The sequence below is a fragment of the Amylibacter sp. SFDW26 genome, assembly GCF_009184395.1.
Classification (GTDB): Bacteria; Pseudomonadota; Alphaproteobacteria; order Rhodobacterales; family Rhodobacteraceae; genus Amylibacter.
Genome location: NZ_WEIC01000002.1, coordinates 146,472 through 170,506, shown reverse-complemented (window position 1 = coordinate 170,506; position 24,035 = coordinate 146,472). Strand labels below are relative to the sequence as shown.

The 24,035-nt window shown below is 44.7% G+C and carries 23 protein-coding genes; 14 read left to right on the top strand and 9 right to left on the bottom strand.

Translation table 11 applies throughout. The features are described from left to right. Positions 1–3: 3 nt before the first annotated feature. The 3 genes from F9L33_RS07070 to F9L33_RS07060 are packed head-to-tail and all read left to right on the top strand — an operon-like array spanning position 4 to position 2,946. A complete protein-coding gene (locus tag F9L33_RS07070) occupies positions 4–342 on the top strand; it encodes a GYD domain-containing protein (RefSeq protein WP_152142070.1) in 339 nt (112 codons plus the stop codon). Beyond that, positions 342–1,964: an amidohydrolase gene (locus tag F9L33_RS07065; RefSeq protein WP_152142069.1), complete on the top strand. Its 1,623-nt coding sequence runs from the start codon at positions 342–344 to the stop codon at positions 1,962–1,964. The genes F9L33_RS07070 and F9L33_RS07065 overlap by 1 nt, the downstream gene beginning before the upstream one ends. After that, entirely contained in the window at positions 1,954–2,946 is a 993-nt protein-coding gene (locus F9L33_RS07060; RefSeq protein WP_152142068.1) for a GTP-binding protein, read from the top strand. The genes F9L33_RS07065 and F9L33_RS07060 overlap by 11 nt, the downstream gene beginning before the upstream one ends. Before the next feature lie 25 nt (positions 2,947–2,971). On the opposite strand, the gene F9L33_RS07055 is transcribed toward F9L33_RS07060, so the two are convergent. Both F9L33_RS07055 and F9L33_RS07050 read right to left on the bottom strand, forming a co-directional pair. Then, on the bottom strand, positions 2,972–3,262 hold the full coding sequence (locus F9L33_RS07055; protein WP_152142067.1) for a DUF1330 domain-containing protein: 291 nt from the start codon (positions 3,260–3,262) through the stop codon (positions 2,972–2,974). A 1-nt stretch (position 3,263) separates the two neighbouring features. After that, complete coding sequence (locus F9L33_RS07050) at positions 3,264–3,968, bottom strand: GntR family transcriptional regulator (RefSeq protein ID WP_226804019.1); 705 nt, start codon at positions 3,966–3,968, stop codon at positions 3,264–3,266. A gap of 102 nt (positions 3,969–4,070) precedes the next feature. Here F9L33_RS07050 and F9L33_RS07045 point away from each other — a divergent pair, with 102 nt between their 5' ends. The 5 genes from F9L33_RS07045 to F9L33_RS07025 are packed head-to-tail and all read left to right on the top strand — an operon-like array spanning position 4,071 to position 8,882. Continuing rightward, positions 4,071–4,676: an amino acid synthesis family protein gene (locus F9L33_RS07045; protein WP_152142066.1), complete on the top strand. Its 606-nt coding sequence runs from the start codon at positions 4,071–4,073 to the stop codon at positions 4,674–4,676. Continuing rightward, positions 4,645–5,448 (top strand): alpha/beta fold hydrolase, encoded by an 804-nt coding sequence (locus F9L33_RS07040; protein WP_152142065.1) that lies wholly within the window; start codon positions 4,645–4,647, stop codon positions 5,446–5,448. The genes F9L33_RS07045 and F9L33_RS07040 overlap by 32 nt, the downstream gene beginning before the upstream one ends. Continuing rightward, positions 5,448–6,365 (top strand): flavin reductase family protein, encoded by a 918-nt coding sequence (locus F9L33_RS07035; RefSeq protein ID WP_152142064.1) that lies wholly within the window; start codon positions 5,448–5,450, stop codon positions 6,363–6,365. The genes F9L33_RS07040 and F9L33_RS07035 overlap by 1 nt, the downstream gene beginning before the upstream one ends. Positions 6,366–6,368: 3 nt before the next feature. Then, positions 6,369–7,406: an LLM class flavin-dependent oxidoreductase gene (locus F9L33_RS07030; protein WP_152142063.1), complete on the top strand. Its 1,038-nt coding sequence runs from the start codon at positions 6,369–6,371 to the stop codon at positions 7,404–7,406. 9 nt (positions 7,407–7,415) lie between these two features. Beyond that, positions 7,416–8,882 (top strand): aldehyde dehydrogenase, encoded by a 1,467-nt coding sequence (locus tag F9L33_RS07025; protein WP_152142062.1) that lies wholly within the window; start codon positions 7,416–7,418, stop codon positions 8,880–8,882. Positions 8,883–8,945: 63 nt separating this feature from the next. Here F9L33_RS07025 and F9L33_RS07020 read toward each other — a convergent pair whose 3' ends face one another. Further along, positions 8,946–9,368 (bottom strand): ion channel, encoded by a 423-nt coding sequence (locus F9L33_RS07020; protein ID WP_152142061.1) that lies wholly within the window; start codon positions 9,366–9,368, stop codon positions 8,946–8,948. Between the two features lie 127 nt (positions 9,369–9,495). On the opposite strand from F9L33_RS07020, the gene F9L33_RS07015 reads away from it, so the two are divergent. The 3 genes from F9L33_RS07015 (at position 9,496) to F9L33_RS07005 (ending at position 14,599) form a co-directional block, all read left to right on the top strand. Next, positions 9,496–10,611, top strand: a complete 1,116-nt coding sequence (locus F9L33_RS07015) for an efflux RND transporter periplasmic adaptor subunit (protein ID WP_152142060.1) — start codon at positions 9,496–9,498, stop codon at positions 10,609–10,611. 8 nt (positions 10,612–10,619) lie between these two features. Then, a complete protein-coding gene (locus tag F9L33_RS07010; protein ID WP_152142059.1) occupies positions 10,620–13,661 on the top strand; it encodes an efflux RND transporter permease subunit in 3,042 nt (1,013 codons plus the stop codon). Positions 13,662–13,741: 80 nt separating this feature from the next. After that, positions 13,742–14,599 (top strand): DUF533 domain-containing protein, encoded by an 858-nt coding sequence (locus F9L33_RS07005; protein WP_152142058.1) that lies wholly within the window; start codon positions 13,742–13,744, stop codon positions 14,597–14,599. Positions 14,600–14,646: 47 nt separating this feature from the next. Here F9L33_RS07005 and F9L33_RS07000 read toward each other — a convergent pair whose 3' ends face one another. Together F9L33_RS07000 and F9L33_RS06995 are read right to left on the bottom strand one after the other, a co-directional pair. Continuing rightward, positions 14,647–15,405: a class II aldolase and adducin N-terminal domain-containing protein gene (locus tag F9L33_RS07000; RefSeq protein ID WP_152142057.1), complete on the bottom strand. Its 759-nt coding sequence runs from the start codon at positions 15,403–15,405 to the stop codon at positions 14,647–14,649. 487 nt (positions 15,406–15,892) lie between these two features. Continuing rightward, positions 15,893–16,297: a cupin domain-containing protein gene (locus tag F9L33_RS06995; RefSeq protein WP_152142056.1), complete on the bottom strand. Its 405-nt coding sequence runs from the start codon at positions 16,295–16,297 to the stop codon at positions 15,893–15,895. Positions 16,298–16,490: 193 nt separating this feature from the next. On the opposite strand from F9L33_RS06995, the gene F9L33_RS06990 reads away from it, so the two are divergent. Both F9L33_RS06990 and F9L33_RS06985 read left to right on the top strand, forming a co-directional pair. Next, positions 16,491–17,156, top strand: a complete 666-nt coding sequence (locus F9L33_RS06990) for a response regulator transcription factor (RefSeq protein ID WP_152142055.1) — start codon at positions 16,491–16,493, stop codon at positions 17,154–17,156. After that, the gene (locus tag F9L33_RS06985) at positions 17,153–18,463 is read left to right on the top strand and encodes a HAMP domain-containing sensor histidine kinase (RefSeq protein WP_152142054.1); all 1,311 of its coding nucleotides are present in this window, start codon (positions 17,153–17,155) and stop codon (positions 18,461–18,463) included. Before F9L33_RS06990 ends, F9L33_RS06985 begins: the two co-directional genes overlap by 4 nt. A 51-nt stretch (positions 18,464–18,514) precedes the next feature. Here the strand turns inward: F9L33_RS06985 and F9L33_RS06980 are convergent, their stop codons facing one another. Beyond that, on the bottom strand, positions 18,515–19,849 hold the full coding sequence (locus F9L33_RS06980) for an ammonium transporter (RefSeq protein ID WP_152142053.1): 1,335 nt from the start codon (positions 19,847–19,849) through the stop codon (positions 18,515–18,517). 21 nt (positions 19,850–19,870) lie between these two features. Continuing rightward, the gene (locus F9L33_RS06975) at positions 19,871–20,209 is read right to left on the bottom strand and encodes a P-II family nitrogen regulator (protein WP_152142052.1); all 339 of its coding nucleotides are present in this window, start codon (positions 20,207–20,209) and stop codon (positions 19,871–19,873) included. Positions 20,210–20,460: 251 nt separating this feature from the next. Here F9L33_RS06975 and F9L33_RS06970 point away from each other — a divergent pair, with 251 nt between their 5' ends. Continuing rightward, positions 20,461–22,602: a transglycosylase domain-containing protein gene (locus tag F9L33_RS06970; protein ID WP_152142506.1), complete on the top strand. Its 2,142-nt coding sequence runs from the start codon at positions 20,461–20,463 to the stop codon at positions 22,600–22,602. Here F9L33_RS06970 and F9L33_RS06965 read toward each other — a convergent pair. Together F9L33_RS06965 and F9L33_RS06960 are read right to left on the bottom strand one after the other, a co-directional pair. Then, entirely contained in the window at positions 22,599–23,210 is a 612-nt protein-coding gene (locus tag F9L33_RS06965; RefSeq protein WP_226804015.1) for a phospholipid-binding protein MlaC, read from the bottom strand. The genes F9L33_RS06970 and F9L33_RS06965 overlap by 4 nt on opposite strands. Further along, entirely contained in the window at positions 23,197–23,937 is a 741-nt protein-coding gene (locus tag F9L33_RS06960) for a VacJ family lipoprotein (protein ID WP_152142050.1), read from the bottom strand. Before F9L33_RS06960 ends, F9L33_RS06965 begins: the two co-directional genes overlap by 14 nt. Positions 23,938–24,035 lie beyond the last annotated feature (98 nt).

Genomic DNA, 24,035 nt, shown 5'->3' with positions numbered 1-24,035 from the left:
GCCATGACAGTAACCGTCGCTTTATTCATTAAATATGAAAACGATAAAAAAGAAGAAATGCTAACGCATCCAAGTGATCGGGCCGAAGTGTGCCGCAAGGCAATAGGGGCTATGGGAGGTAATCTTATAAACGCCTATGGCACCTTTGGTGAATACGACATGATGTTTGTATACAATATGCCTGATATGGCGTCTGTAGCAGCGAATATGCATCTTGCCGATGCAACTGGGATGTCTAAATATCACAAGATTATTCCGCTTATAAGCAATGATGATTTCGTTGCGAGCCAGAGCAAAGCGGGCGAATTACGTGATAGTTATACAGCCGTGAAAGGTGACTAATGGAAATACTTTTCGTTGGTGGAACGATTATTACCGTTGATAGTGACAATCGTTTTCCTGAAGCTGTTGCCGTAAGAAATGGTAAAATAATTGGGGTTGGGTCTTTAGGTGAGACCCAATCACTCCTCTCGGACGGCCATCAGACGGTTGATCTAAAGGGAAAGTACCTTTTACCTGGGCTTATTGATGCCCACTCACACCCACTGTGGGCTGCAAAAACACGTGGTGCGCCTGTTGTAGATGTCCGTGCTGAAACCGTTCCAACATACCAAGCAGTCTTAAGTAAAATCAAACGGCGTGTAGCTGTTGCAGAGCCAAATGAGCATTTAATATTTTTCGGTTTAGATGCGCAATTACATCCAGATATGGAATCGCCAACGCGTGCGTTATTGGACGAAATTGCCCCTCATAATCCGATCGGGATTCAAACTTCAAATTGTCACGCACTTTATATGAATTCTAAGGGGTTTGAGGTGTGTGGTATTGATGAAAATACGCCAACACCTACTGGTAGTATTATTGAAAGAGATAGCGCAGGCCGTCCGAGCGGTAAGATTGCGGAAGCTATTACTTGGTCAGCTTTAGAAACATTTTATACAGCATGGGGGGATCAACGTCTTAACGATCAGTTTAAAGCGTCTATTTGTGAATTTATTCAAAACGGTATTACAACGGTAACCGAGCATCTTTATATGCCATTTTATAAAGCTTATTATCAAAGCGCCTTAAACCAAGGATTATCGTTGCCACGGGTTGCGGCATACCAACAAGCTACAACTGCTGATATGCAAGTTGAAAATCTTTCCATGGGCGATGATCGTTTATGGATGGCAGGTGTGAAGATACATGCAGATGGATCACCGCTGATTGGAAACATCTGGTTATCACAACCATATCTTGAAACTGAAACAACTTTGGAGCGTATGAATCTTAAGCCAGGTCATACTGGTTCTGTGAATTACCCGCAGGAGTTCTTTGAAAAAATGGTGCGCACATATTTTGCGCAAGGATGGCAAATGACAATACACACACAAGGGGACAGAACCATTGATATGGTTCTTGATCTTGTGGAAACAATCTTGTCTGAGACGCCAAGAGATGATCATAGGTTTAGATTAGAACACTGCGCACTTATGCGCGAAGATCAAATAATACGTGCGCAAGAGCTTGGTGTTCTATGTAGTTTTTTCATCAACCACATTACTCACTGGGGAGCGCCTATCGAAGATGCGTTGTTTGGCCCAGAGCGAGCTGCACATTACATGCCTGCAGGAACTGCCGTGAAATATGGTATGAAAATTAGTCTTCATGCGGATACTCCGATGACTGACCCATCAGGTTTGGAATTGATGCAGGCTGCAATTACGCGAAAAGCGGGCGATGGTCGTTGTCTTGGGCAGGACGAGTGTCTTGATGTTATGACTGCACTGAAGTCCGTTACAATTGATGCTGCGTATCAAATTGGAATGGAAGATAAGCTAGGATCAATCACATCTGGTAAACACGCAGATTTTGTTATTCTGGATCAAGATGTTTTCCAGTGCGATCCAAACGAGCTCTCAAAGATAAATATACACGCCACATATCTTGCTGGTGAATTGGTTTGGCATAATGGTCTCTAAAGCAAAAAATAGGCTCCCTATCATTACAATTGGGGGGTTTCTTGGATCAGGTAAAACGACACTTGTGAACCGTATTTTGTCTCAGGCAAATGGCAAAAGATATGTTGTTTTTGTAAATGATTTTGGTGCGATCAATATTGATTTCGAAAAGATAGAAACAGTAGAGGAAAATCGCATCTCTTTAAAAAATGGATGTGTGTGTTGCTCATTAAATGATGATCTAGTTGCTGGGATTGCAGACTTTGCCCGCCAAGAAATCCTGCCAGATGCTATTATAATTGAAGCGAGTGGTGTTTCAGATCCACGTGCTCTTGATGCATCTTTAGATATGCTTGAGGCAGCGGGCCTTACGCGATTGGACACAAAGCTTTATGTTCTTGATGCATATGAATTCTGCAATTTAAACTTTGAAGATTCAGAATATATTTTAGACTGCGCTGCAGTCAGCGATTTGGTTCTTTTAAACAAAGTTGATATTACGCCAAAAGATAGGCAAACAGCATTAACTCATACTCTGAAAGACGCAGCACCATTTACGAATGTTGTATCAACGTCCTACTGTTCGATTGATGTGTCTATATTGATTAGTCGGGAAATTGATATTGCAGTGCGTGAAACTAAGAAGAAAAAATTCAACTCTTTGAAAGCTGTAAATCACACTGAACACTATAAAAGATGGAGTGCAGAAACTGGCGTTTTGATTGATCGCGAACAGTTTGCAAGCTTTGCGAGAATGCTTCCAAAATATTGCTATCGCGCGAAGGGTATCTTGCGGTTTTCTGATGCGCCCGAAACACCATATTTATTCGATTTAGTAGGGTATAGAGCGACTATAGAGGCTGCGGAAAAGCCGTTGCAGTTGCAAAAGATGTCATCTCAGATTGTTGCGATAGGAGATAAAAACACATTATGCCCTGAGTATATTGGGAAGAAATTTTCTGAAATTTTAATGAAATCACCAACGGCCCACCTGAGTGAATGAAAACCTTTAGATTGAAATGGGCTTACTATTCCATACCGTTTATGATCGTAATACTTGCCTTGCATGTGCCGTCTCGAAGGGCACGAGCGTTTTTGTATTCCGTGCTGTTATAACATTCTAATGCCTGCTCCATGCTATCAAATTCGATAACAACATGACGCTGCCATTGATCACCTTCTAGCGTTTGCGCATCGCTGCCCCGTGCAAGAAATTTTGCGTCGTATTTTTGGAAAGCTTTTGGCGCTATTTCTTGGTAAGTTTTATACTGACCTGCATCAGTTATTGTAACGTGAGCAATCCAATATCCTTTTGGCATTTTAAACACCCATATCTTCGTCTGCTAGCAAGCGTTTTGCGATCTGTGCGGCATCATGAATATGAGTCTCAACAGCGCGTTTTGCAGCTTTTGGATCACGTGATAGAATCGCCTCACAGATAGCTGTCATATGGGCGAACCCTGATTGAAAACGGTCGTTTGTTGACAATGTCATAACACGCAACCTACTGATCCGGCCGTTCAACCTTTGAACAATCTCTAAAGCAATATGGTGCCCAGCTTCTTCAAATATCACTTGGTAGAATTGGGCTGTAGCTTGGAAAAGTGTGGCCGTGCCGCCATCTTTGAAAGCGAGCTCCAATGCGTTTAATGATGATTTTAATTTGTCTTGTGTTTCATTCGAATGGTTTTTCGCACAAGCAACAGCTGCAGAAGTTTCGAGTTGTTTGCGGATTTCATAAATTTGCTTGGCGTCATCCCAGTTCATTTTAGCTACAATGGGTCCACGATTGGGAAGGATTTCGACAAGACCTTCAGCTTCTAAATAGCGAATAGTTTCTCTGATGACTGTTCTGCTCACACCCAATTGTTCACACAAGGGTCTTTCGACAAGACGTTCTCCAGGTTGAAAGTGACCTTGAATTATAGCTTCGCGCATACGTTCTTGAACCTTATCCCTAAGTGTTATGGGGTGTTGCTCGATCTTAGAAAGGTTGGAACGTTCTGGTGTCATAGGTAATTTCATTATCAGCCGCTTTGGAGCCCAGCAAGGTATATTCAGGTATTGACTCTAATATTATGGTATACCATCATACAATAGATTAATTTAAATGGAAAGCTACCCAAAATGCCAGCCGAAATTCGCAAAACACTATTGCATGTCGAAGATACCCTAATTGAGGGCGGTAAGATTGCTGAGACGCCGCTAAAAATGATTGCAGCAATTGCGATTATAAAAAACCCATGGGCAGGTCAGGGTTTTGTCGAAGATCTACGCCCCGCAATTAACGACTGTGCACCTGGTTTGGGCGAATTGCTGACCAAGATGATTTTGGATGCTGCTGGTGGGGGTGATAAGGTTGAGGGCTATGGAAAATCTGCAATCGTAGGCTTGGATGGTGAGGTGGAACATGCTTCGGCGCTGATCCATACTTTGCGTTTTGGTAATCATTACCGAGAAGCTGTTGGTGCTAAATCATACCTGTCATTTTGCAACACGCGCGGCCCAGCAAATGCACCACTCCTCATTCCCTTGATGGATAAAAATGATGGTGGGCGCCGCTCGCACTATTTAACAATCCAAACATCAATTTGCGATGCTCCTGCGGCTGATGAAATCGTCATTGCGCTTGGCGCTTCTATTGGTGGTCGTCCACATCACCGCATTGGTGATAGATATCAAGATTTAAAAGAATTAGGACATGACGTTGAAAACCCTGCAGCTGTCAAATAGCCCACTTAAGGTATCCTATCAGGATATTGGCCATGGGGAACCTTTGATCTTAATTCACGGTGTGGGTATGCAATCTTGCGCATGGGAGCCGCAGATAAAGGAGCTGTCTAAGTCGTATCGAGTGATAGCCGTAGACATGCCAGGTCATGGTAAAAGTGATCCTTTGCCAGAAGGCGCTGGTATTGAAGACTATGTTTTTTGGTTTCATTCTTTTACGCTTGGGTTGAATGTTGATCGGATCAACTTAGCGGGTCATTCCATGGGCGCTATGATTGCTGGTGGCTATGCTGTAACTTATCCAAACTTTGTGCGACGTGTTGCTTTATTAAACGGTGTTTATAGACGCACAACAGAGGCTCGCGCTGCTGTAAAGGCGCGCGCTGCAGAGATTAAGCAAGGCAATATCGACTTAGAAACGCCACTTAAACGTTGGTTTTCTTGCGATGATGAAATTGTACGTGAAAAAGTTGCAGTTTGGTTAAGTGATGTGGATTTGTTTGGTTATGCAACGGCATACGGCGCGTTCGCGTCTGGAGATATGGCATATGTTGACCAATTGTCAGATATTGCTTGCCCTATGCTCGCTCTTACGGGTGACGATGATCCAAATTCCACACCCCAAATGGCTATTGATATGGCATCTGCCGTGCAAAATGGGAATTATAGAGTATTGCCAGGGCAGCGACATATGGTGAATTTGACTGCGCCTGACGAAGTTAACCACATACTGTTAGAATGGTTAAAACAACCTGAAGTGAGAAAGGACGTATAATGGATTATATGGACCCACGCGGCCTGCGTGATGCATTTGGTACATTTATGACGGGCGTTACAGTTGTAACCTCACATGATAAAAACGGAAATCCGTTAGGGTTTACGGCCAATTCGTTTACATCCGTTTCTTTAGAGCCTCCGCTGCTACTCGTTTGCTTGGCGAATAGCTCAAGTAATTATGAGGCCTTAACTCAAGCCGAAGGGTTTGCTGTTAATATTTTAGCTGAAGATCAAAAAGATGTTTCGAATACGTTTGCGCGTAAAGTTGATGATCGATTTGCGGCAGTTTCATGGAAAAAAGGCCCACATGGTTCACCTATTCTAAGTGGCGTTTCGGCATGGTTCGATTGTTCCATGCATAAGATTGTAGAGGCGGGAGACCATATTATTTTAATTGGTAAAGTCGAAGTTTATGATGCATCTACAGCTCCTGGTTTAGGATATGCAAACGGTGCTTACGTGACACCATCTGCAACTGCTGAAGCGCTAAATAAAACTACAAACTTGGTGGTATCCGCAATTATAGAGCGTGCTGACGAAGTGCTTTTAATCGATGATGGCCAAGGTGGATTAGCTTTGCCAGAAATCACTGCTGATAAAAGTGGCGCTACTATTGCATTAAATAATTTGATCGCATCTACTGGTTTGGGTGCACAACCTGGTTTTGTATATTCAATCTTTGAAGACGCCGAACGTGAAAGGCAGAACATTTCCTTTTTATGTAAAGCAGGAGATGGACTGCCTAATTTGGGCAGTTTTGAAAAGCTTACAGAACAAGTACTTTCACAGATAAGCGACCCAGCAGTGGCGTCTATGTTAGAACGTTTTGCTAATGAAAACAGCATAGGGAACTATGGTGTTTATGTGGGAAATGAAACAAGCGGGAAAGTCCGCGCAGTAAATTCAAAGGGTTAAAAGATGAAGTTTTCTTTGTTTGCACATATGGAACGAGTTTCCCCTGACCAAGATCAGAAGCAATTATATGATGAGTTTATCGAGCTTTGCAAAATCGCTGATAAGGGCGGGATGCATGCGGTTTGGACAGGTGAACATCATGGTATGAATTTCACCATTGCTCCCAACCCGCTTTTAAATCTTATTGATGTGGCTCGGCATACTGAAAATGTGCGCTTGGGAACGGGCACGATGATTGCTCCATTCTGGCACCCAATACGCATGGCTGGCGAAGCAGCGATGGCAGATATTATAACAGAAGGGCGTCTTGATTTGGGCATTGCGCGCGGTGCTTACAATTTTGAATATGAACGAATGCAGCCAGGCATGGATGCTTGGGAAGCCGGACAACGCATGCGTGAATTGATTCCAGCAGTAAAAGCGCTTTGGAAAGGTGATTACGCACAAGACGGTGAATTTCACTCTTTTCCCAAAACATCATCATCCCCGAAGCCAATACAAAAAAATGGTCCGCCTATATGGGTTGCTGCGCGCGATCCTAATAGTCATGAATTTGCAGTTTCTACTGGCTGCAATGTGCAGGTTACCCCGTTATGGCAAGGTGATGAAGAAATCGAAAGCTTGATGCAAACGTTCAATGATGCGTGTGAAAAGCATCCTGATATTGCGCGTCCAAAAATCATGCTGCTAAATCATACTTATATCGCATCTGATGACGAAGATGCCCATTTAGCATCAGAAGAAATTAACCGCTTCTATTGTTATTTTGGGGCTTGGTTCAAAAATGAACGTCCTATTTCGCAGGGTTTAATCAAACCTTTGAGTGATGAAGAAATTGCAGGACACCCATTCTATACACCAGAAGCAATGATGCGCGATAATGTTATCGCTACACCTGATGCTGCAATCAAACGTCTAAAATCATACGAGGCATTAGGCTATGATGAGTACTCATTCTGGATCGATAGCGGAATGAGTTTTGAACGCAAAAAAGCTTCGCTCGAACGTTTTATTCGTGATGTTATGCCAGCCTTTGAATAGGGAAATACGATGCAAAAATTCCAACAATATATCAATGGCACCTTTTCAGATGGTGCTGCACAGTTTGCGAGTATTGATCCTGCAACAGGACAAACTTGGGCTATGATGCCAGAAGCGCGGGTTGATGATGTGAATGCGGCTGTTGATGCGGCTGATCATGCTTTCTTTTCGCCTGAATGGTCATCGATGACAGCAACGCAGCGCGGTAAGTTACTATACCGTCTTGCTGATTTAATAAGTGAGAATGCACCGCGCCTTGCAGAATTAGAAACGCGTGACACGGGTAAAATTATCCGCGAAACGTCTGCGCAAATTGCATACGTAGCAGAGTTTTACAGATACTATGCAGGCTTGGCTGATAAGATCGAAGGTGCATATTTACCAATTGATAAACCAGATATGGAAGTCTGGCTGCGCCGCGAACCAGTTGGTGTTGTAGCGGCGGTTGTGCCTTGGAACTCGCAACTATTTTTATCTGCGGTGAAAATTGGCCCAGCTTTGGCTGCTGGATGTACTGTTGTGTTAAAAGCATCAGAAGAAGCACCTTCACCTATGTTGGAATTCGCACGTATATTTGATCAAGCTGGATTTCCTACAGGGGTATTGAATGTTATTACTGGGTTTGGTGCAGAATGTGGTTCCGTTTTAACAAGCCATCCAAAAGTTGCGCATGTCGCGTTTACAGGAGGGCCAGATACGGCACGACATATTGTGCGTAACTCGGCAGAAAACCTTGCGTCTACATCCTTGGAGCTAGGTGGTAAATCACCTTTTATCGTTTTTGACGATGCCGATATTGAAAGTGCTGTTAATGCTCAGATATCTGGTATTTTTGCAGCAACCGGCCAAAGCTGTGTGGCAGGTTCTAGGCTGGTTATTTCAAATAATATAAAGGACGAATTTCTGAGCCAATTAAAACAAAAAGCCGAAGCTGTTGTTATTGGTGCGCCCGATGATATGGCTACTGAAGTGGGTCCATTATGTACAGAAGGCCAACGTAAGAATGCGCTTAAATTGATAGAAGACTCTGTTGAGTTAGGTGCAAAAGTCATCACTGGCGGAACAGCAATTGATTGCGAAGGCATCTATTTCCCGCCAACGATTATCGATTGTTCAAATATACCTGATGCACCATGTTTAAGGAATGAGTTTTTTGGACCAGTGCTGTCTGTTGTCGGTTTTGATACTGAAGAAGAGGCATTAAAAATCGCAAATGACACTACATTTGGATTGGCGTCTGGTGTATTCACCAAAGACTTAACGCGTGCGCATCGTATGATCCGCGGTATCCGTGCAGGCATTGTTTGGGTGAATACTTATCGTGCAGTTAGTCCTATAGCACCTTTTGGCGGACACGGCCTTAGTGGTCATGGTCGTGAAGGTGGTTTGCAAGCTGCACTGGATTATACAAAGGTGAAAGCTGTGTGGTTGCGTACAAGCGATGACCCGATTCCAGACCCTTTCGTAATGCGGTGACATGCATGCAAGACGTAGAGTTTTGTCATGTTTAAAATAGCTGGCGCGGCTTTTGAGTTGAAATCATTTGGGTAAAAACCGCGATGCTAATCCAACAAGGAACGCGGTGCTTAGCCCGAAGTTCAATAATCCTGTTACAGCAGCCATAGCGCCGTAAATTCTATATGCTTCGCCTAATACAATGTCGCCATACCCAAGCGTGGTATAGGTGATTAACGCAAAATAGATGGAATCGCTCAGTGTCTCTAATGCGCCAAAGGATATGAATGAAATCGCCCATACCCAAACTTGGATTGTATGCGCTAAGACGACAAATGTGAGGGCAATTGTTGTGAATATCACAATACGTAAACTTGTATTTCCGCTTTCTAATTTGCTCGCAACACTTTTGAGCGTGTTTATAGACCAAACCAATATGACACTGTGAATAAGAGAGCAAAGTACAAGAATGACTGTGCCAAGTAATATCTGAGATAAAACTGTCATATTTAGCCCCTATAGCTATTGAATTGGAATATGCACTAATACTGTCGTATTTGAAATTGTTGTTTTCTTCATCGTCAAGCTGGTGCTAAGCTTGTTTTTTTAGCTGCCAAATATATTGGGGTCTTCCATGAACAAGTTCATCCTTTTCCTAACCACGATCATTGCGCTTGCTGCATGTAAAGACGAAGAGCAAAGCGCTAAGAATGAAGATGCGCCTGTCAGGGGGTTAAAGACGATTTTAATCGAGGATGTTGAACGCTCTACTGTGCGGCATTTTCCATCCGTCCTACAGCCAGCGTCTGTTTCGGCCTTATCGTTTGAAGTTTCGGGGAAGTTAAAGGAAGTGTCCTTAAAGGTTGGCGAACAGGTTAAACAAGGCGATGTAATTGCTGAACTTGATCCAACATCTTTGGAACTGAATGTGGAAAATATGCAGGCTGCTGTAGATGTGGCCAAAGCAACCGCAGAAAACGCTGCGGATGATTTGGTACGGCAGGAAAAACTACTGGCAAATGGATCCGTTACGAAAGTTGCACGCGATGATGCACGTACAGAAGCGGCACGTGCTGCTGCGCAGTTGACCCAAGCTGAAAAACAGTTGGAAACAGCAAAAGAAGATCTTTTAAAAGCAGACCTTAAAGCACCATTCAATGGGATCATAAACACAATGGATGTAGATTCTTTTGCCACGGTAAGCGCGGGTTCACCGATTGCTACAATTTATGCAACGGATGCTTTCGAGGTTTCATTTTCTGTCAATTACGAAGTCGTCAGCATGTTGACTGTAGGCAAGCGCGCCACGGTAAGATTGGCTGATAACCCATCTGTTGTCTTAGACGCAGTTGTCAGTGAATTGGGGTCACGTGCCGATACCGTTTCATCATTCCCAGTTGTGGTTACGTTGACAGATACTGAGCCATCTATCAAAGCGGGCATGGCTGTTGAGGTGTCGATAGAGTTCGTCGTTCCTGCGGGTGCGGGCTTTACCGTACCATTAAGCGCTGCGATCAAAGAAGGTCAAATTGAACCCAAAGAGCGCATAACTGATCCAGCGCCTATGGGTGTTTATGTGTATGACCCTGAAACAAGCACCGTGAAAGCACATGAGGTGATGGTTGCAGGTGTACGTGAAAATTCATTGCTTGTGGTCGAGGGGCTTAAAGCGGGTGATAGGATTGCTTCGGCAGGGGTATCGTTCCTGCGCGATGGTTTGAAAGTCAAATTACTGCCAGACACTGAGTAGGACGCACCATGGATTTTCTAACCCGATTTGGATTGAATAAAAGCCGTCTCACGATACTGGTTATGGTGGGTTTGTTGTTACAAGGATTGATCACTTATGGTGGTTTGCCGAAACGTGAAAATCCTGCGATCACCATCCGCTCAGCTATTGTTACTGCACAGTTCCCTGGCATGTCGCCAGAACGTATGGAAGACTTAATTGTCACGCCATTAGAACGTGCTGTACGTGAAATCGGTGAAGTTGAAGATATACAAACTCTTATTTCCACTGGTTTCGCAAAGCTTGAATTGATCGTTTATGATGATGTTCCAAAAGCTGAAATTGATCAGGTTTTTCAAGATATCAGAAATAAAATGTCAGACGTGGCTGGTGATTTGCCAGAAGGCACAATCGGCCCAGATGTGAACACCAACTTTGGCGATGTGTCTATCGCAACGATTGCTGTGACAGGAGATGGGTTTTCGTATCGTGAATTGAAAGATTCAGGTGATGATTTGCGTGAAGATTTATACAAATTAGATGGCATTTCCAAGGTCACGATTTTCGGTGAGCAAGAAGAACGTATTTGGCTTGAATTAGACTCTCGTAAACTGGCGTCTGTCGGCGTTCAGGTCAATCAAGTGCTTGATGATTTGCGCGCGCAAAATGTGATCTTACCAGCAGGTGAGCTGAACTCGAATGGCACGACACTTATTCTAGAAGCAAATGGTGATTTGGATTCCGTTGAAGCCGTCGGTGAGGTGCTGACAAAAGTCCAAGGGCTTTCAGGATTTGTGCGATTGCGTGATTTGATGACAGTGCGTCGCGGATATCAAGAGCCCCATGATAAACCCGTCTTTTTTAATGGTCAGCCAGCAGTGATGTTGGCGGTTGAAATGTCAGATAGCCAAGATGTTCAGAAAATTGGCGTTGAATTGAAAGACCGAGTAAAAGCTTACGAACAAACACAACCAATTGGAATTTCCTATACATTTTCGACATTCCAAGAAACGGCAGTCACAGAGTCGATAAACGCGGCTTTGATAAATGTTCTACAGACCTTTGCCGTAGTTATTTTGGTCATGATGGTTTTCCTTGGCTTACGCGTTGCATTCGTCATCGCGTGTATCGTTCCATTTACATTGATGTTTGCTCTGATGGGCATGTCACAAATGGGCATTGATCTGCACCAAATTTCAATTGCTGCTGTAATTATTTCGCTGGGTTTGTTGGTGGATAATGGCTTGGTGGTTGTAGAAGAAATACAAAGTCGTATTGCAAAAGGTGTGCCCGCAGAAGAAGCTGCAGTTGGCGCTGGGGGTCAGTTCTTTGCGCCACTGGCTGTAGCATCTATTACAACAATTTCAGCATTTACACCAATGTTCATTCTAAATGGTACCGAAGGGGAGTTTGCCTTTTCTCTGGGTGCTGTTGTTGGTCTGATGTTATTTGGATCATGGGTTACGGCACACTACATTTTGCCTTTTTTGTGTGTGTCGCTGTTAAAAGAAAACAAGGATGCAGAGCCCAAGGGTGATAGCAAACTTGTCGTGATATATCGCAGTGTGATTTCAAAGATATTACCGTTTGGTATACCCATAATTCTATTGGCGTATTTCACGGTTTTCCTATCTACAAACGTCTTTGGCTGGCTGCGATCAGAAATGTTCCCGCTTAGTGAGCGTGCGGAATATATGATTTATCTGGATATGCCAAAAGGCACAGCCATTGAACGGACCGAAGAAGAAGCTTTGGCTGTAGAACAATGGCTGTTGGATAAAGATGCAAATTCTGAAGTTGTGAATACAACGGTTTACGTTGGTGACGGTGGTCCACGGTTTTATCTGGCACTTAGCCCAGCAGATACAAACCCATCATCAGCTTTTATTTTGGTAAATACAAAAGATGCAGCGGGGGCTGTTGTAGCTGGTAACCGTGCCAAAAAATATCTGTTGGAAAACCATCCTTCGGCGCGTTTCAAAGTGAAACGCCTTTCCATGGGTGGTGCTGAATCTGGTATCGTAGAGATCAAGATTAAAGGGCCAGAATTGGATAAGTTGTTGGCGCTTGCCAAAGAAGTTGAAGGTGCGTTTAGTACAGTCCCTGGTATTGGCCAAAACGAAAATAACTGGGGTAATAAGTCACTAAAAATGGTGATTGATATCGCTCAAAATAAGGCACGTGAATTAGGTGTAACGTCTGAAGAAATTTCTGATGTAATGGATACTTATTTCTCGGGTACATCCTACTCGACTTTCCGCGATGGATCAGAATCTATCCCGATTGTATTACGTGCCAGTGAAAACTTCCGTGATAGTCTAGAGGATTTGGCAAACCTTTCTATTCCTGCGGGTGGGCAATTGATCTCATTGGATCAGGTTGCAACTTTCCGCCCACAGTTGGAATACTCACAATTCCGTCGTGAAAACCAAGAACGGCAAATTATTATTTCTGGCAAAAGCGAAACTTTGGATGCTGCAAGTGTTGTAGCACTTATTCAACCTACGTTGGACGGTTTGGATCTGTCTGGCGGTCATGAATTGGAAATTGGTGGTGAAACAGAATCCAGTGCGGAGACGAATGAAAAATTGGGCGCTGGCTTGCCATTAGGTTTGACCATCATGTTGTTGGCTTTGATGTTCCAATTCAATTCTGCACGCCGCGTTATTCTGACATTCATGACAATTCCATTGATCATTACGGGCGCACCATTGGCGTTGTATATCACGGGGCAGCCAATGTCGTTCTTTGCCATTTTAGGTTTGATTTCGCTTATGGGGATTATCATCAACAATGCGATTGTGTTGATCGACCAGATCGATATCGAGCGTAAGACAATGGACTTGTATGATGCGATTGTTGAAGCGGCTGGAAAACGCGTTACCCCGATTATTCTGACGTCTTTAACCACGGTATTGGGGCTTGTCCCAATGGCAATATCAGGGGGGGCATTGTTTGAACCAATGGCGACACTTATGATTGGTGGGCTATTATTATCATCTGTGATGTCATTGTTTTTCGTCCCAAGTGCATATTATTTGTTCTTCCGCTATGGAAAAAGTAAAGTTTGATCATATCTAAGGAACAGGAAATCACGTACAATTTTGACGTGTTTAAAATCATTTATCAGAAGTGATAGGGAGATAATTCAATGAGTTTAATGGGTACACTTGCCAAAGTGGCAATCGGCATGGCTGTTGCTAAAGGTGTGAAAAGCATGACAAGCGGTGGGCGCGCGTCTTCTGGTGGTGGCGGTGGTTTAGGCGATCTTTTAGGTCAGCTTGGTGGCGGCTCCGCAAGCCGCGGTCGACAATCTTCTGGCGGCGGTCTTGGCGATCTATTGGGTCAATTGGGCGGCGCTGGTCGAACACAATCTGGCGGTGGCGGTCTTGGTGACCTACTTGGACAACTTTCTGGTGGCCAAGCTAGAGGTCAGAGTGCTGATAATGACGGTGGCTTAGGTCTTGAAAATATGATGGGTGGCGTTTTTGGGAATGCACCATCTTCTTCTGGTGGCGTTGGTGGTCTTGGTGGCATGCTAGACAGTCTTGCAGGCAAAGGTGCAGCCGGCGGTACAGGGTCAGGTGGTATCGGTGATATGCTGAACCAATCTTTTGAGCGTTTTGGAGAGCCACAGGCCGCCCCATCCACGGAACAAGATGCAACGGCTGGTGTGATGCTGAAAGCAATGTTGCAGGCCGCAAAATCAGATGGTCGTATTGATGCGGCTGAACAAAAGGCGCTGATGGAGAACCTAGGCGATGCAGGTCCAGAGGATATGGCATTTGTAAATCAGGTTATGGAATCCCCAGTGGATGCCAAAGCATTGGCACGCGAAGTTCCACAAGGGGCAGAAGCGCAAACATATGCGATGTCACTGATTGCTTGTGATTTGGACAGCGATGCAGAAGCGCGGTACTTGAACAGCTTTGCTGTGGCGTTGGGATTGCAGGAAAATACTGTGAACCAAATTCACGCGCAAATGGGTGAACCGCCACTTTACGGTTAAGTTATCGAATATATTTGAAGGCTGGTAATACGTTATCAGCCTTTTTCTTATGCAGCGTAATCTGCACCTTCATGATCTAAGATCGCTTTTAATTCGCTTAAATGCTTTTCGGCTTGATCTGGATAATCATCTAGTTCTTGAGCTGTTTTTTCAGCAATCTCATCAGATAAGATACGCAATGTCTGACCTGTTTGAAGAGCGCGGATATATGTTTCAGCAGCACGTTCAAAATAATACATACGGTTGAAGGTATCTGCCACACTATTGCCAATCACCATGATGCCGTGATTGCCCATGATCATCACTTTATGCGCTGGGTTTTGAAACAGCTGTGCGCAACGTTCCCCTTCTTCGTCAGTGCCAATACCACCAAAGTTTTCGTCAATCACGTAGCGGTTGAAAAACATCGCTGTATTCTGATCAATGGCTGGCATGTTGCTGTCTGCAAGGCATGCAAGCACTGTTGCGTGGATTGAATGGACATGCATCGCACAACGCGCGTGGGGGCAATGTCGGTGGATCGCCCCGTGAAGTCCCCATGCGGTGATATCAGGGGCGTCAGGTTTATTGAGCGTGTCAGGATCATTTGCATCGAGCAATAACAGGTCACTGGCTTTGATGCGGCTGAAATGCATTTGATTGGGGTTCATCAGGAATTGCGTGCCATCGTCATTCACAGCAAGGCTGAAATGATTGGCAACGCTTTCGTGCAGATTATAGCGTTCTGTCCAACGAAAGGCCGCAGCCATATCTATACGCTCTTGTTTGTGGGGTAGGTTGGGTAGGCGGGCGATGTTTTCTGGCATGATGTATCTCCTCATACACAGCAAAGCCGAAATCATATGTATTGCCTACCAGAATACCGACATGGATATGTCGGTTTATATGCGCTTCGCGCGGGGATATTTAGGGAAAAAGAAAAAGTAGGCGTGCGAAAATGCTGCCACGCGACATATTCGAATGGTTCCGCATATCTATCGTATCTAAGGTTATAAAAGGTGGCGCCACCGTTGTGGGATATAGCCTGCCAAGGGGTGATAACCCTTGTACCTAGTTTGACCTGTCATTTCGGTGGTTTTCGCATTTGACGCTGTTACCCGCCCTTTGAAAACCCATAGTCCACGTTTGTTGCAACGGAAACTTTATACGCTGGAAATGGTTTCAGGTTTCTTATCTATGCGTACGGTCAAATAAAAACCAGCCCCGAAGGGCTGGTTGAGCTGGGCTGTTGCAAAGAAGATGGGGATGACCCTTTTATGCCCAGTTTGGGGAAAAAATTTCTGCTAAATAGGTTTACTTTTGTTTTGGTAAATCAACTGCAATAATTACAGTGTCTTTGTCTGAAATGTTGCGGATCCAATGCTCTGTATCTGCTGTTTCAATCCATGTGTCGCCAGCTTTGAACTTGCGTGTCACACCATTGCGGCTTTCGATGATTTCACCACTTTCCACATAAACAAATCCAGGGCGAACAGCATGGTTATGTTTTGGAAATGATGCACCTGCAGCAAAGGTAAGGCGGCGTGCGCGAAAATCGAAACCTTTGAATTGTGGTAACTGTTCAACAAGGTCACTTTTTTGCAAGGGTTCGATTGTGATACCTTTGCTTTCTGTAGGCTCTGTAATGTTGTGCAGGTCGTCAGCAAGCACAGGAGATGCAGCTAAAGCAACGATCGTGGTTAGTGTTTTCAAGTACATGGTAAATCCTCATGGTAATGCGAAACTGGACAAAATATCCATGCCGAGAAGATAAGTTTGAAAGCTGATTTGAAACTGATTTGAATATAAAGCTATCGTGAAACATTACATGAGAATTTTCAGCTAAGAATCAGGTTCAGGCTTTATAGTCTTTCGGTTTAAGAGTGTGAGATCAAATATAAGGGCGCGTTCATTGAAACTTTTACTTATCGAAGATGATTTGATGATTTCAGATGCAATTTTGAGATCTATTCGAAAGACAGAACTGGCTATTGATGCGGTGCATTCGCTTACAGATGCACAACACGCAATTGATACTTATGAGTTTGAATTGATCATCCTGGATTTGAATTTGCCAGATGGGGATGGGCTGTCGTTTCTAAGAAAGCTACGTGCATATGGTAAAGAAATTCCTGTGCTTATTTTAACAGCCCGAGATAAGCCGCGTGAACGTGTCGAAGGCTTGGATCTTGGGGCCGATGACTACTTAGCAAAGCCTTTTGACATGGATGAATTGGTTGCCCGCATTCGTGCATTAATGCGCCGTCGTTCGGGGCGTACGATGCCAGAAATATGCTATGGCGATTTGGTCCTAGAACCCCAAAAAATGGAAGCGCGGCTTGCGGGTGCGCCTGTTAGCATTCCAATCAGCCAGCTGAGGTTGTTACAGTATTTGATCGAGGCTGAAGGGCGTGTGAAGACAAAACAACAGATTATTGAAACGCTTTATTCATGGGATGATTCAGTCGCAGAAAACACGATTGAAGTTTATGTATCGCAACTGCGTAAATTACTTTGGCCTGATGTGATTAAAACAATTCGCGGTATTGGGTATTCCGCCCCTAGCGTGAAATCATGAAAATACAGACGCGGCTGATTTTGCCTATTACCTTAATCCTGTCTGTCACATGGATAGGGGGCGCTGTTTTTACCAAAAAAGCGGCCTTTAAAAAATCACGCGAATTTTTGGTGGAACAAACAAAAACGGTTGCAGACAGCTGGATGACAGTTGTTAAAGGTGTGGCTCTGGAGCCAACACATCTGGCGGGGCGTGAAAATGAAATTTTGGCGGCCTGGGTGCATGAAGAGCTTATATTTTCCAAAGGGCAAATGGTTCTGGGAAAACCCCATGAAAATGCGGATTTTATCCAAAAAATCAATGGTGACAATTGGGTGTTTTCGTCCAGATGTGCACAAGAGATTTGCTTGATTGTAGGCACACGCGATACAGACCGGAAATTTGCCGTAAGATGGCTGTTGGTGTCAATTTATATCCCTTTATTCTTTATATTCCTCATTGGGTTGGTTGCAGCGATTGCGGCTGTGCGCTCTGCGTTAAAACCCCTGAATATTCTGGCGGGTCAGGTTGGGGATGCGGATTTGGATAAGTTGGAAAAATTGCCTGCGCAAAATGTGGACGAAGAATTGAAACCATTGGTTGCTGCGATCAACACTTTGATCGAAAACCTGAAAACACAGCTTGAAAAAGAACGTGGGTTCTTGAACACCTACGCACATGAAATTCGCACGCCAATTGCAGGGTTGATTTCACAAATGCAAAGTTTGGAAAATATCGATGCAGAGACACAAGCGAAATTGGATAATGTCAGATCGTGTGCCGACAGAACTGTGCGTGTTGCTAATCAGTTTTTAGCGCTTGCGAAATCAAAGAATACGGCGGCATTGAAAGGATCAGAAGATCGGTTCGATCTGTGCGAAGTGATCCGGCAAACCGCTGCCGAAGTCGTTGGTGCACACCCTGAAATAGACTTGCAGATGGTGGGGGATGCATCGATTGTAATTTCTGCCGATATGTTTGCCATAGAGGTGATTGTGCGCAATCTGTTGGACAATGCAAAGTGGTACGGCAAACCTAAGGCGGAGAAACAACAGAGTATTTTGATTTCATGCGTACGTGATCAGGAACAGGTTTTTCTATCGATTGAAGATAATGGCGCAGGGCTGACCGATAGCCAAATCCAACAAGTAACGCACGAGTTTTACAGAGCGGAAACAATACAAAACGCCCCTGTTAATCCAGATGGCGCAGGTCTTGGGTTAAGTATCGTTCAGGCTATGGTCGGTTTATATGATGGGCAGATTGGCTTTGAACGTAGTGAAAAGCTTGGTGGTTTAAAGGTGCGTTTAGCACTGCCGTTAAACTAAAAAACCAGCCCCGAAGGGCTGGTTCGATTGGGAGGATATGAAGGTCAGGGATTAACCTTCGATGTTGTATGCTTCCATACCCAGCTCAGATTTATCTAAGCCCATCACTTCCTCTTCTTCGCTGACACGGATGCCCATGACTGCTTTTAGGATGAACCAAAGGATGGCTGACGCTACGAATGTGAACACGCCGACAACTGCGATTGAGTACAATTGCGTGCCCAGTGAAGCGTCACCGTTAGTGAATACAACAGCGATTGTACCCCAGATACCGCAGAACAGGTGAACTGGGATTGCACCAACAACATCGTCGATTTTCAGTTTGTCCAAGAATGGAACACCGAACACTACGATGATACCACCAGCGGCACCGATCAAAGATGCTGCGCCAATGCTTGGTGTTAGTGGTTCTGCAGTGATAGAGACTAGGCCTGCTAGTGCTCCGTTTAGGATCATTGTAAGATCAGGCTTTTTGTAAAGCAGTTGTGTAAGGATCAAAGCGGCCACGGCACCTGCGGCAGCTGCTGCGTTTGTGTTTACAAAGATACGAGAGATATCCGCAATATCGCCAACTGTGCCCATAGCCAATTGTGAGCCACCGTTAAAGCCAAACCAACCCAACCAAAGGATGAATGTGCCCAATGTTGCCATTGGAAGGTTTGACGCGATCATTGGAACAGTTTTACCGTCTTTGTATTTACCGATACGTGCACCAAGAATTAGCGCACCAGCCAAAGCAGCCCAGCCACCTACAGAGTGAACAACTGTTGAACCAGCGAAGTCTAGGAAACCCATAGCGTCCAAGAAGCCACCGCCCCATTTCCAAGAAGCCTGGATTGGGTAGATCACTGCTGTCAAAACGATTGTGAAGATCAGGAATGGCCATAGTTTGATACGCTCAGCCAAAGCGCCAGAAACGATAGACGCTGTTGCTGCACAGAACATCAACTGAAAGAAGAAATCTGAACCAACAGATGCATAAGCTAAGTCAGCATCTGCTGCTGCTAAGCCAACTGGTTCTAAGATTGTTCGTTCAAACGTACCAAGAATACCTTCTGGAAGTTTACCCCCAAATGTTGTCCAATCCTTACCTGGATACATTAGCTTAAAGCCGATCAGGTAGTAAAAGATACATGCAAGGCCGAACAACCCCATGTTTTTTGTCAGCTGCATTGTTACGTTTTTAGAACGAACAAGGCCTGCTTCCAACATAGCAAAACCAGCTGCCATGAAGAAAACTAAGAAGCCACCAATTAGAAATAGTAGCGTTGTAAGGATGTAACCCACTTCTGTTGGCACAGCTGTAGGGGCGTCTTGTGCAAGAGCTGCAACTGGCAGTGCAGTTGCGGCCAATCCAAGACCAAGAGTTTTTGTTAAAGAGTACATGTTCATTTCCTTGGATAAGTTTTAGACGGCGTCTGCGCCTTTTTCGCCAGTACGTACGCGTACGGCTTCTTCCACGTTTAGGACAAAGATTTTGCCATCACCGATTTTGCCTGTTTTGGCAGTGTCTTCGATGGTGGAAATAATTGTATCGGTTAGATCGTCAGCAACGACCACTTCGATGCGGATTTTTGGAACGAAGTTTACAGCATACTCCGCACCGCGATAAATTTCTGTATGACCAGACTGTGCGCCGTATCCTTTAATTTCGGATACCATCATACCTGTTGCGCCCGCTTTGGTGAGTGCTTCGCGTACTTCTTCCAATTTGAACGGCTTTATGGTTGCAATGATAAGTTTCATTTGACCCTCTTTCATGGGCACACCAACGTGGTGCGCTTTCAATGAGGGTCAAAAGATAGGCACTGAGTACCAGCTTCAATGAATCTGGGAGCAGTTTGTGAAAAAATTAACATTTATGCCTAAAAAATAGACACAGATATAAAATTGTATAAAAAATATGCAAAAAGTATTGTGGAAATCCCATCTTAGGTACTCCACAAATGCGTTCAGAACGCATAGATTCGGGTAAAAAAGAGCAGCAAAGAACCGCTATGGCAAACAAAGGTATCAACAAGCCCCCATTGGTGGCGCCGATGAAACATTTCGACGAGCCGCCGAAAAAGGCACCCAAAAAGAGGAAACCTACAAAGCCGCCAAAAAAGCGGCAAGGCGGGGTTATTGGATTCTTTAAAAGGATTCTTTTTTCCATTTTGCGGGTTTTCTGGAAAATCGGTTTAACGGTTGCCGTTCTGTTGGCTTTGCTCATCGGCGCAGGCACTGCTTATTATTATAAAGATCTGCCTGATGCTGTTGCGTTGATGGATGATCGTAAGCGCGGCTCTGTGACTATGAGGGATCATCAGGGTGAAGTGTTTGCATGGCGGGGCGATCAATTCGGTGGTTTGGTTTCTTCGGAAACTGTATCGCCTTATTTGAAGGATGCTGTCGTTGCGACAGAGGATAAGAGATTTTACAGACATTTCGGGATTTCCCCGCGCGGTATCGCCAGTGCGATACGTATTAACATGCGTGCAGGTCGTTCGCCGTTATCTGGTAATGGCGGTTCCACGATTACGCAACAGGTGGCAAAGCGTGTGTTCTTTTCCGATCTTCCATCCAAGGAGCGGAAGTTAAAAGAAGTGCCAATGTCCATCGCGATGGAATTGAAATACACGAAAGAAGAAATCCTAACGATCTATTTGAACCGTGCTTATTTGGGCGCTGGGTCTTATGGGTTTGAAGCGGCAAGCCAAAGATATTTTGCAAAGTCTGCGCGTGTTGTGAATGCGTCCGAAGCCGCGATGTTGGCGGGTTTGTTGAAAGCCCCAAGTCGCTTTGCGCCAACACGTGATATTGGCAGGGCACAAGGGCGTGCCAATCTGATTGTCGGGTTAATGGAAGATCAGGGGTACCTGTCAAAGGGCGAAGCGATCACTGCGCGGAATAATCCTGCCAAATTATCTGCGGTGGCTGAAAAACGTGCAGGTGGATATTTTGCAGATTGGATTATGGAATCTGGTCCTGACTTTATTTTGAAAGACACGACAGAAGATATCGTGATTAAGACAACGTTTGATGAGCGCGTTCAACGTGCTGCAGAAAGCGCACTTGATTATATCTTTGCTGAAAAAGTGCGCGAAGGGTCGAAGGCACAAGCGGCGATTGTTGTGATGTCTCGTGATGGGGCTGTGCGCGCCATTGTTGGTGGTCGCAACCTTGGGATTGCAGGTGGATTTAACCGCGCCACACAAGCGTTACGCCAAACAGGGTCATCTTTTAAGCCGTTTGTTTATGCAGCGGCTTTGGAAAACGGGATGAGTTACGATTCTGTTGTGATTGATGAGCCGCTAACGTTGAACATTCCTGGCTCAGGGAAATGGAGCCCCAAAAATTATACGAAAAAATTCCTAGGCCCCATAACGTTTACAGAAGCCCTATCTGAGTCTGTGAATACAGCGGCTGTGAGAGTATCGGAGAATGTCGGGCGTGAAAAAGTCAAAGTATTGGCGCAGGATTTTGGGATTGCTAATAAATTGGCGGATGGCCCTGCCTTGGCATTAGGTGCATCTGAGTCAACATTACTAGAAATGACTGGTGCGTATGCGGGTATTTTGAACTCAGGTGTCAATGCGAAACCATATGGTGTAATGGAATTGACTATCCAGGGGGATGATACGCCGTTGATGGGTAAATCGGCAGGGAACGGGCAACGTGTTATCAACGACCGTTCAGCGGCTGAATTGATTTATATGATGAACCAAGTTGTGGAAAACGGAACGGGCCGCCGCGCGCGCCTAGAAGGGCGTGAGGCCGCTGGTAAGACTGGCACAACACAAGGTGCACGTGATGCATGGTTTATTGGATTTACAGCAGATTATGTTGCTGGTGTTTGGATGGGGTACGACGATAACTCTAAGTTAACTGGGGTTACAGGCGGTGGACTGCCTGCTGACATTTGGCGCGAAACGATGGTGCGGGTTCATGAGGGAGTTCCCTCTAAAACCTTACCAATGATCCGCCCATTGCCTGTTGTGGATGACCTGGTTCCTGAAACAGCAGAAGGACGACCAACCACGACAATTGGTGGTGGGAATTTAGGTCAGAAAATTGATGAAGAGTTGAAACGTTTGGAAGATGATGCCGAGACAATCCTAAAGAAAGTGCTCGGCAACATTTTTGGACGTAAGAATTAACCAGCTGCTTTCAAGCGTTCGATGAATTTATCCATCTTGCCGCCGCTGCGGTCAAACAGAGTGCCGATTTCTTCGCGCTCTGATTTGATCATGCTGATGCCTTCGATATAAAGATCGAACATTTGTGGATTGTTTCCGCGGTCAAAAACCTGCCATTCAACAGTGAATGGTGATTTGCCTTTAAGCTTTACGTTGCTTTTAACCAAAACACCGCGCTTCACGGATTTAGCGCTGACCACTTGAATCTCGGCACCGATGAATTCGCGGAAACGCTTGCCGTATTTGCGAGACAAGTAACCACCAAATGCATTCACATAGGCTTTTTGCTGTGCTGGTGATGCAGAACGCCAAGGTGGACCTAGTGTTGTACGCGCAATCGCACTTACCGCAGCATAGCGGTTAAAGATGCGGTTAAACTCACGATAAAGCGGAGCACCTGTTTTACCTGAATTGATAACCGTGAAAATGTCATCAGTCAGACGGTTGATAAGTTTTTCAGCACCAGCTGTTGTTAAGGCAAAGCTTGCTGTAGGCACAGCTGCTACACCAGCAGTTGCGGCTGCGCATAAAAGAAATGATCTACGGGTTGATGTGTTAGAAATCAGCAAAGGGATCCTCCAGACTGTCTTCGTTAACGCCATTATTTAATTTGAAATTACGGTTTTGCAAGTAAAGTGATCGTGCAGCCGCATAACTGTCCTCTGATTTATAAAGAGTGTCCTCAATAACATCAGAAAATTCGTTTCTATCGCCTAAGCGATCCAGAATGCCAAATGTAAGGCCAATGCCATCACCCAAGAAGAAATTTGTTGGATTTAGGGCTGTATCGACAACAAAGCCAATTGTATCGCGCTCTGTGCTTGGACCCAAGACAGGTACTTCGTGATAGATACCTTCGCGGAACCCCCAAACATCAAGTGTTTGCCCAAAGTCAGCATTATTATCAGTAACGCCAGCATTACCTGCCAAATCACCAATGCCAAAAGTAAGTGTGTTAAGCGTAAAGGTTAAAACCGTTTGTCCAAACCCTTTAGCATCACCTTGCAAAATATTATTGATCGCTTGACCTGGTAGGCCTAAATAAGCTGCGGCATTGTCAACAGCGTTGATCAATACAGGTGGCGTGATGAAGCCATAGCCTTTAGCAGTTGGGCCAACCAATGCTCTATCAAGGCCTTTGTTGAACTTATGAACCTTGCGGTTTTGTGGTTCGTACGGGTCGTTGAACGCAGATTTCGACACAGGTGGGGTGCATGCAGACAGCGCAATCGCTGCCGATGCCATTGCTGTGGCTTTAGCTGTGTATCTAATTAGGGGAGACTTATTAAAAAACACGGAACTACTTCTTATTGTTTAAATCAGACTTAATAATAGCCTTTTGGACGAGACTGTCCATCCAGCATATGACAAATGTCACGATTATTGATGACGCT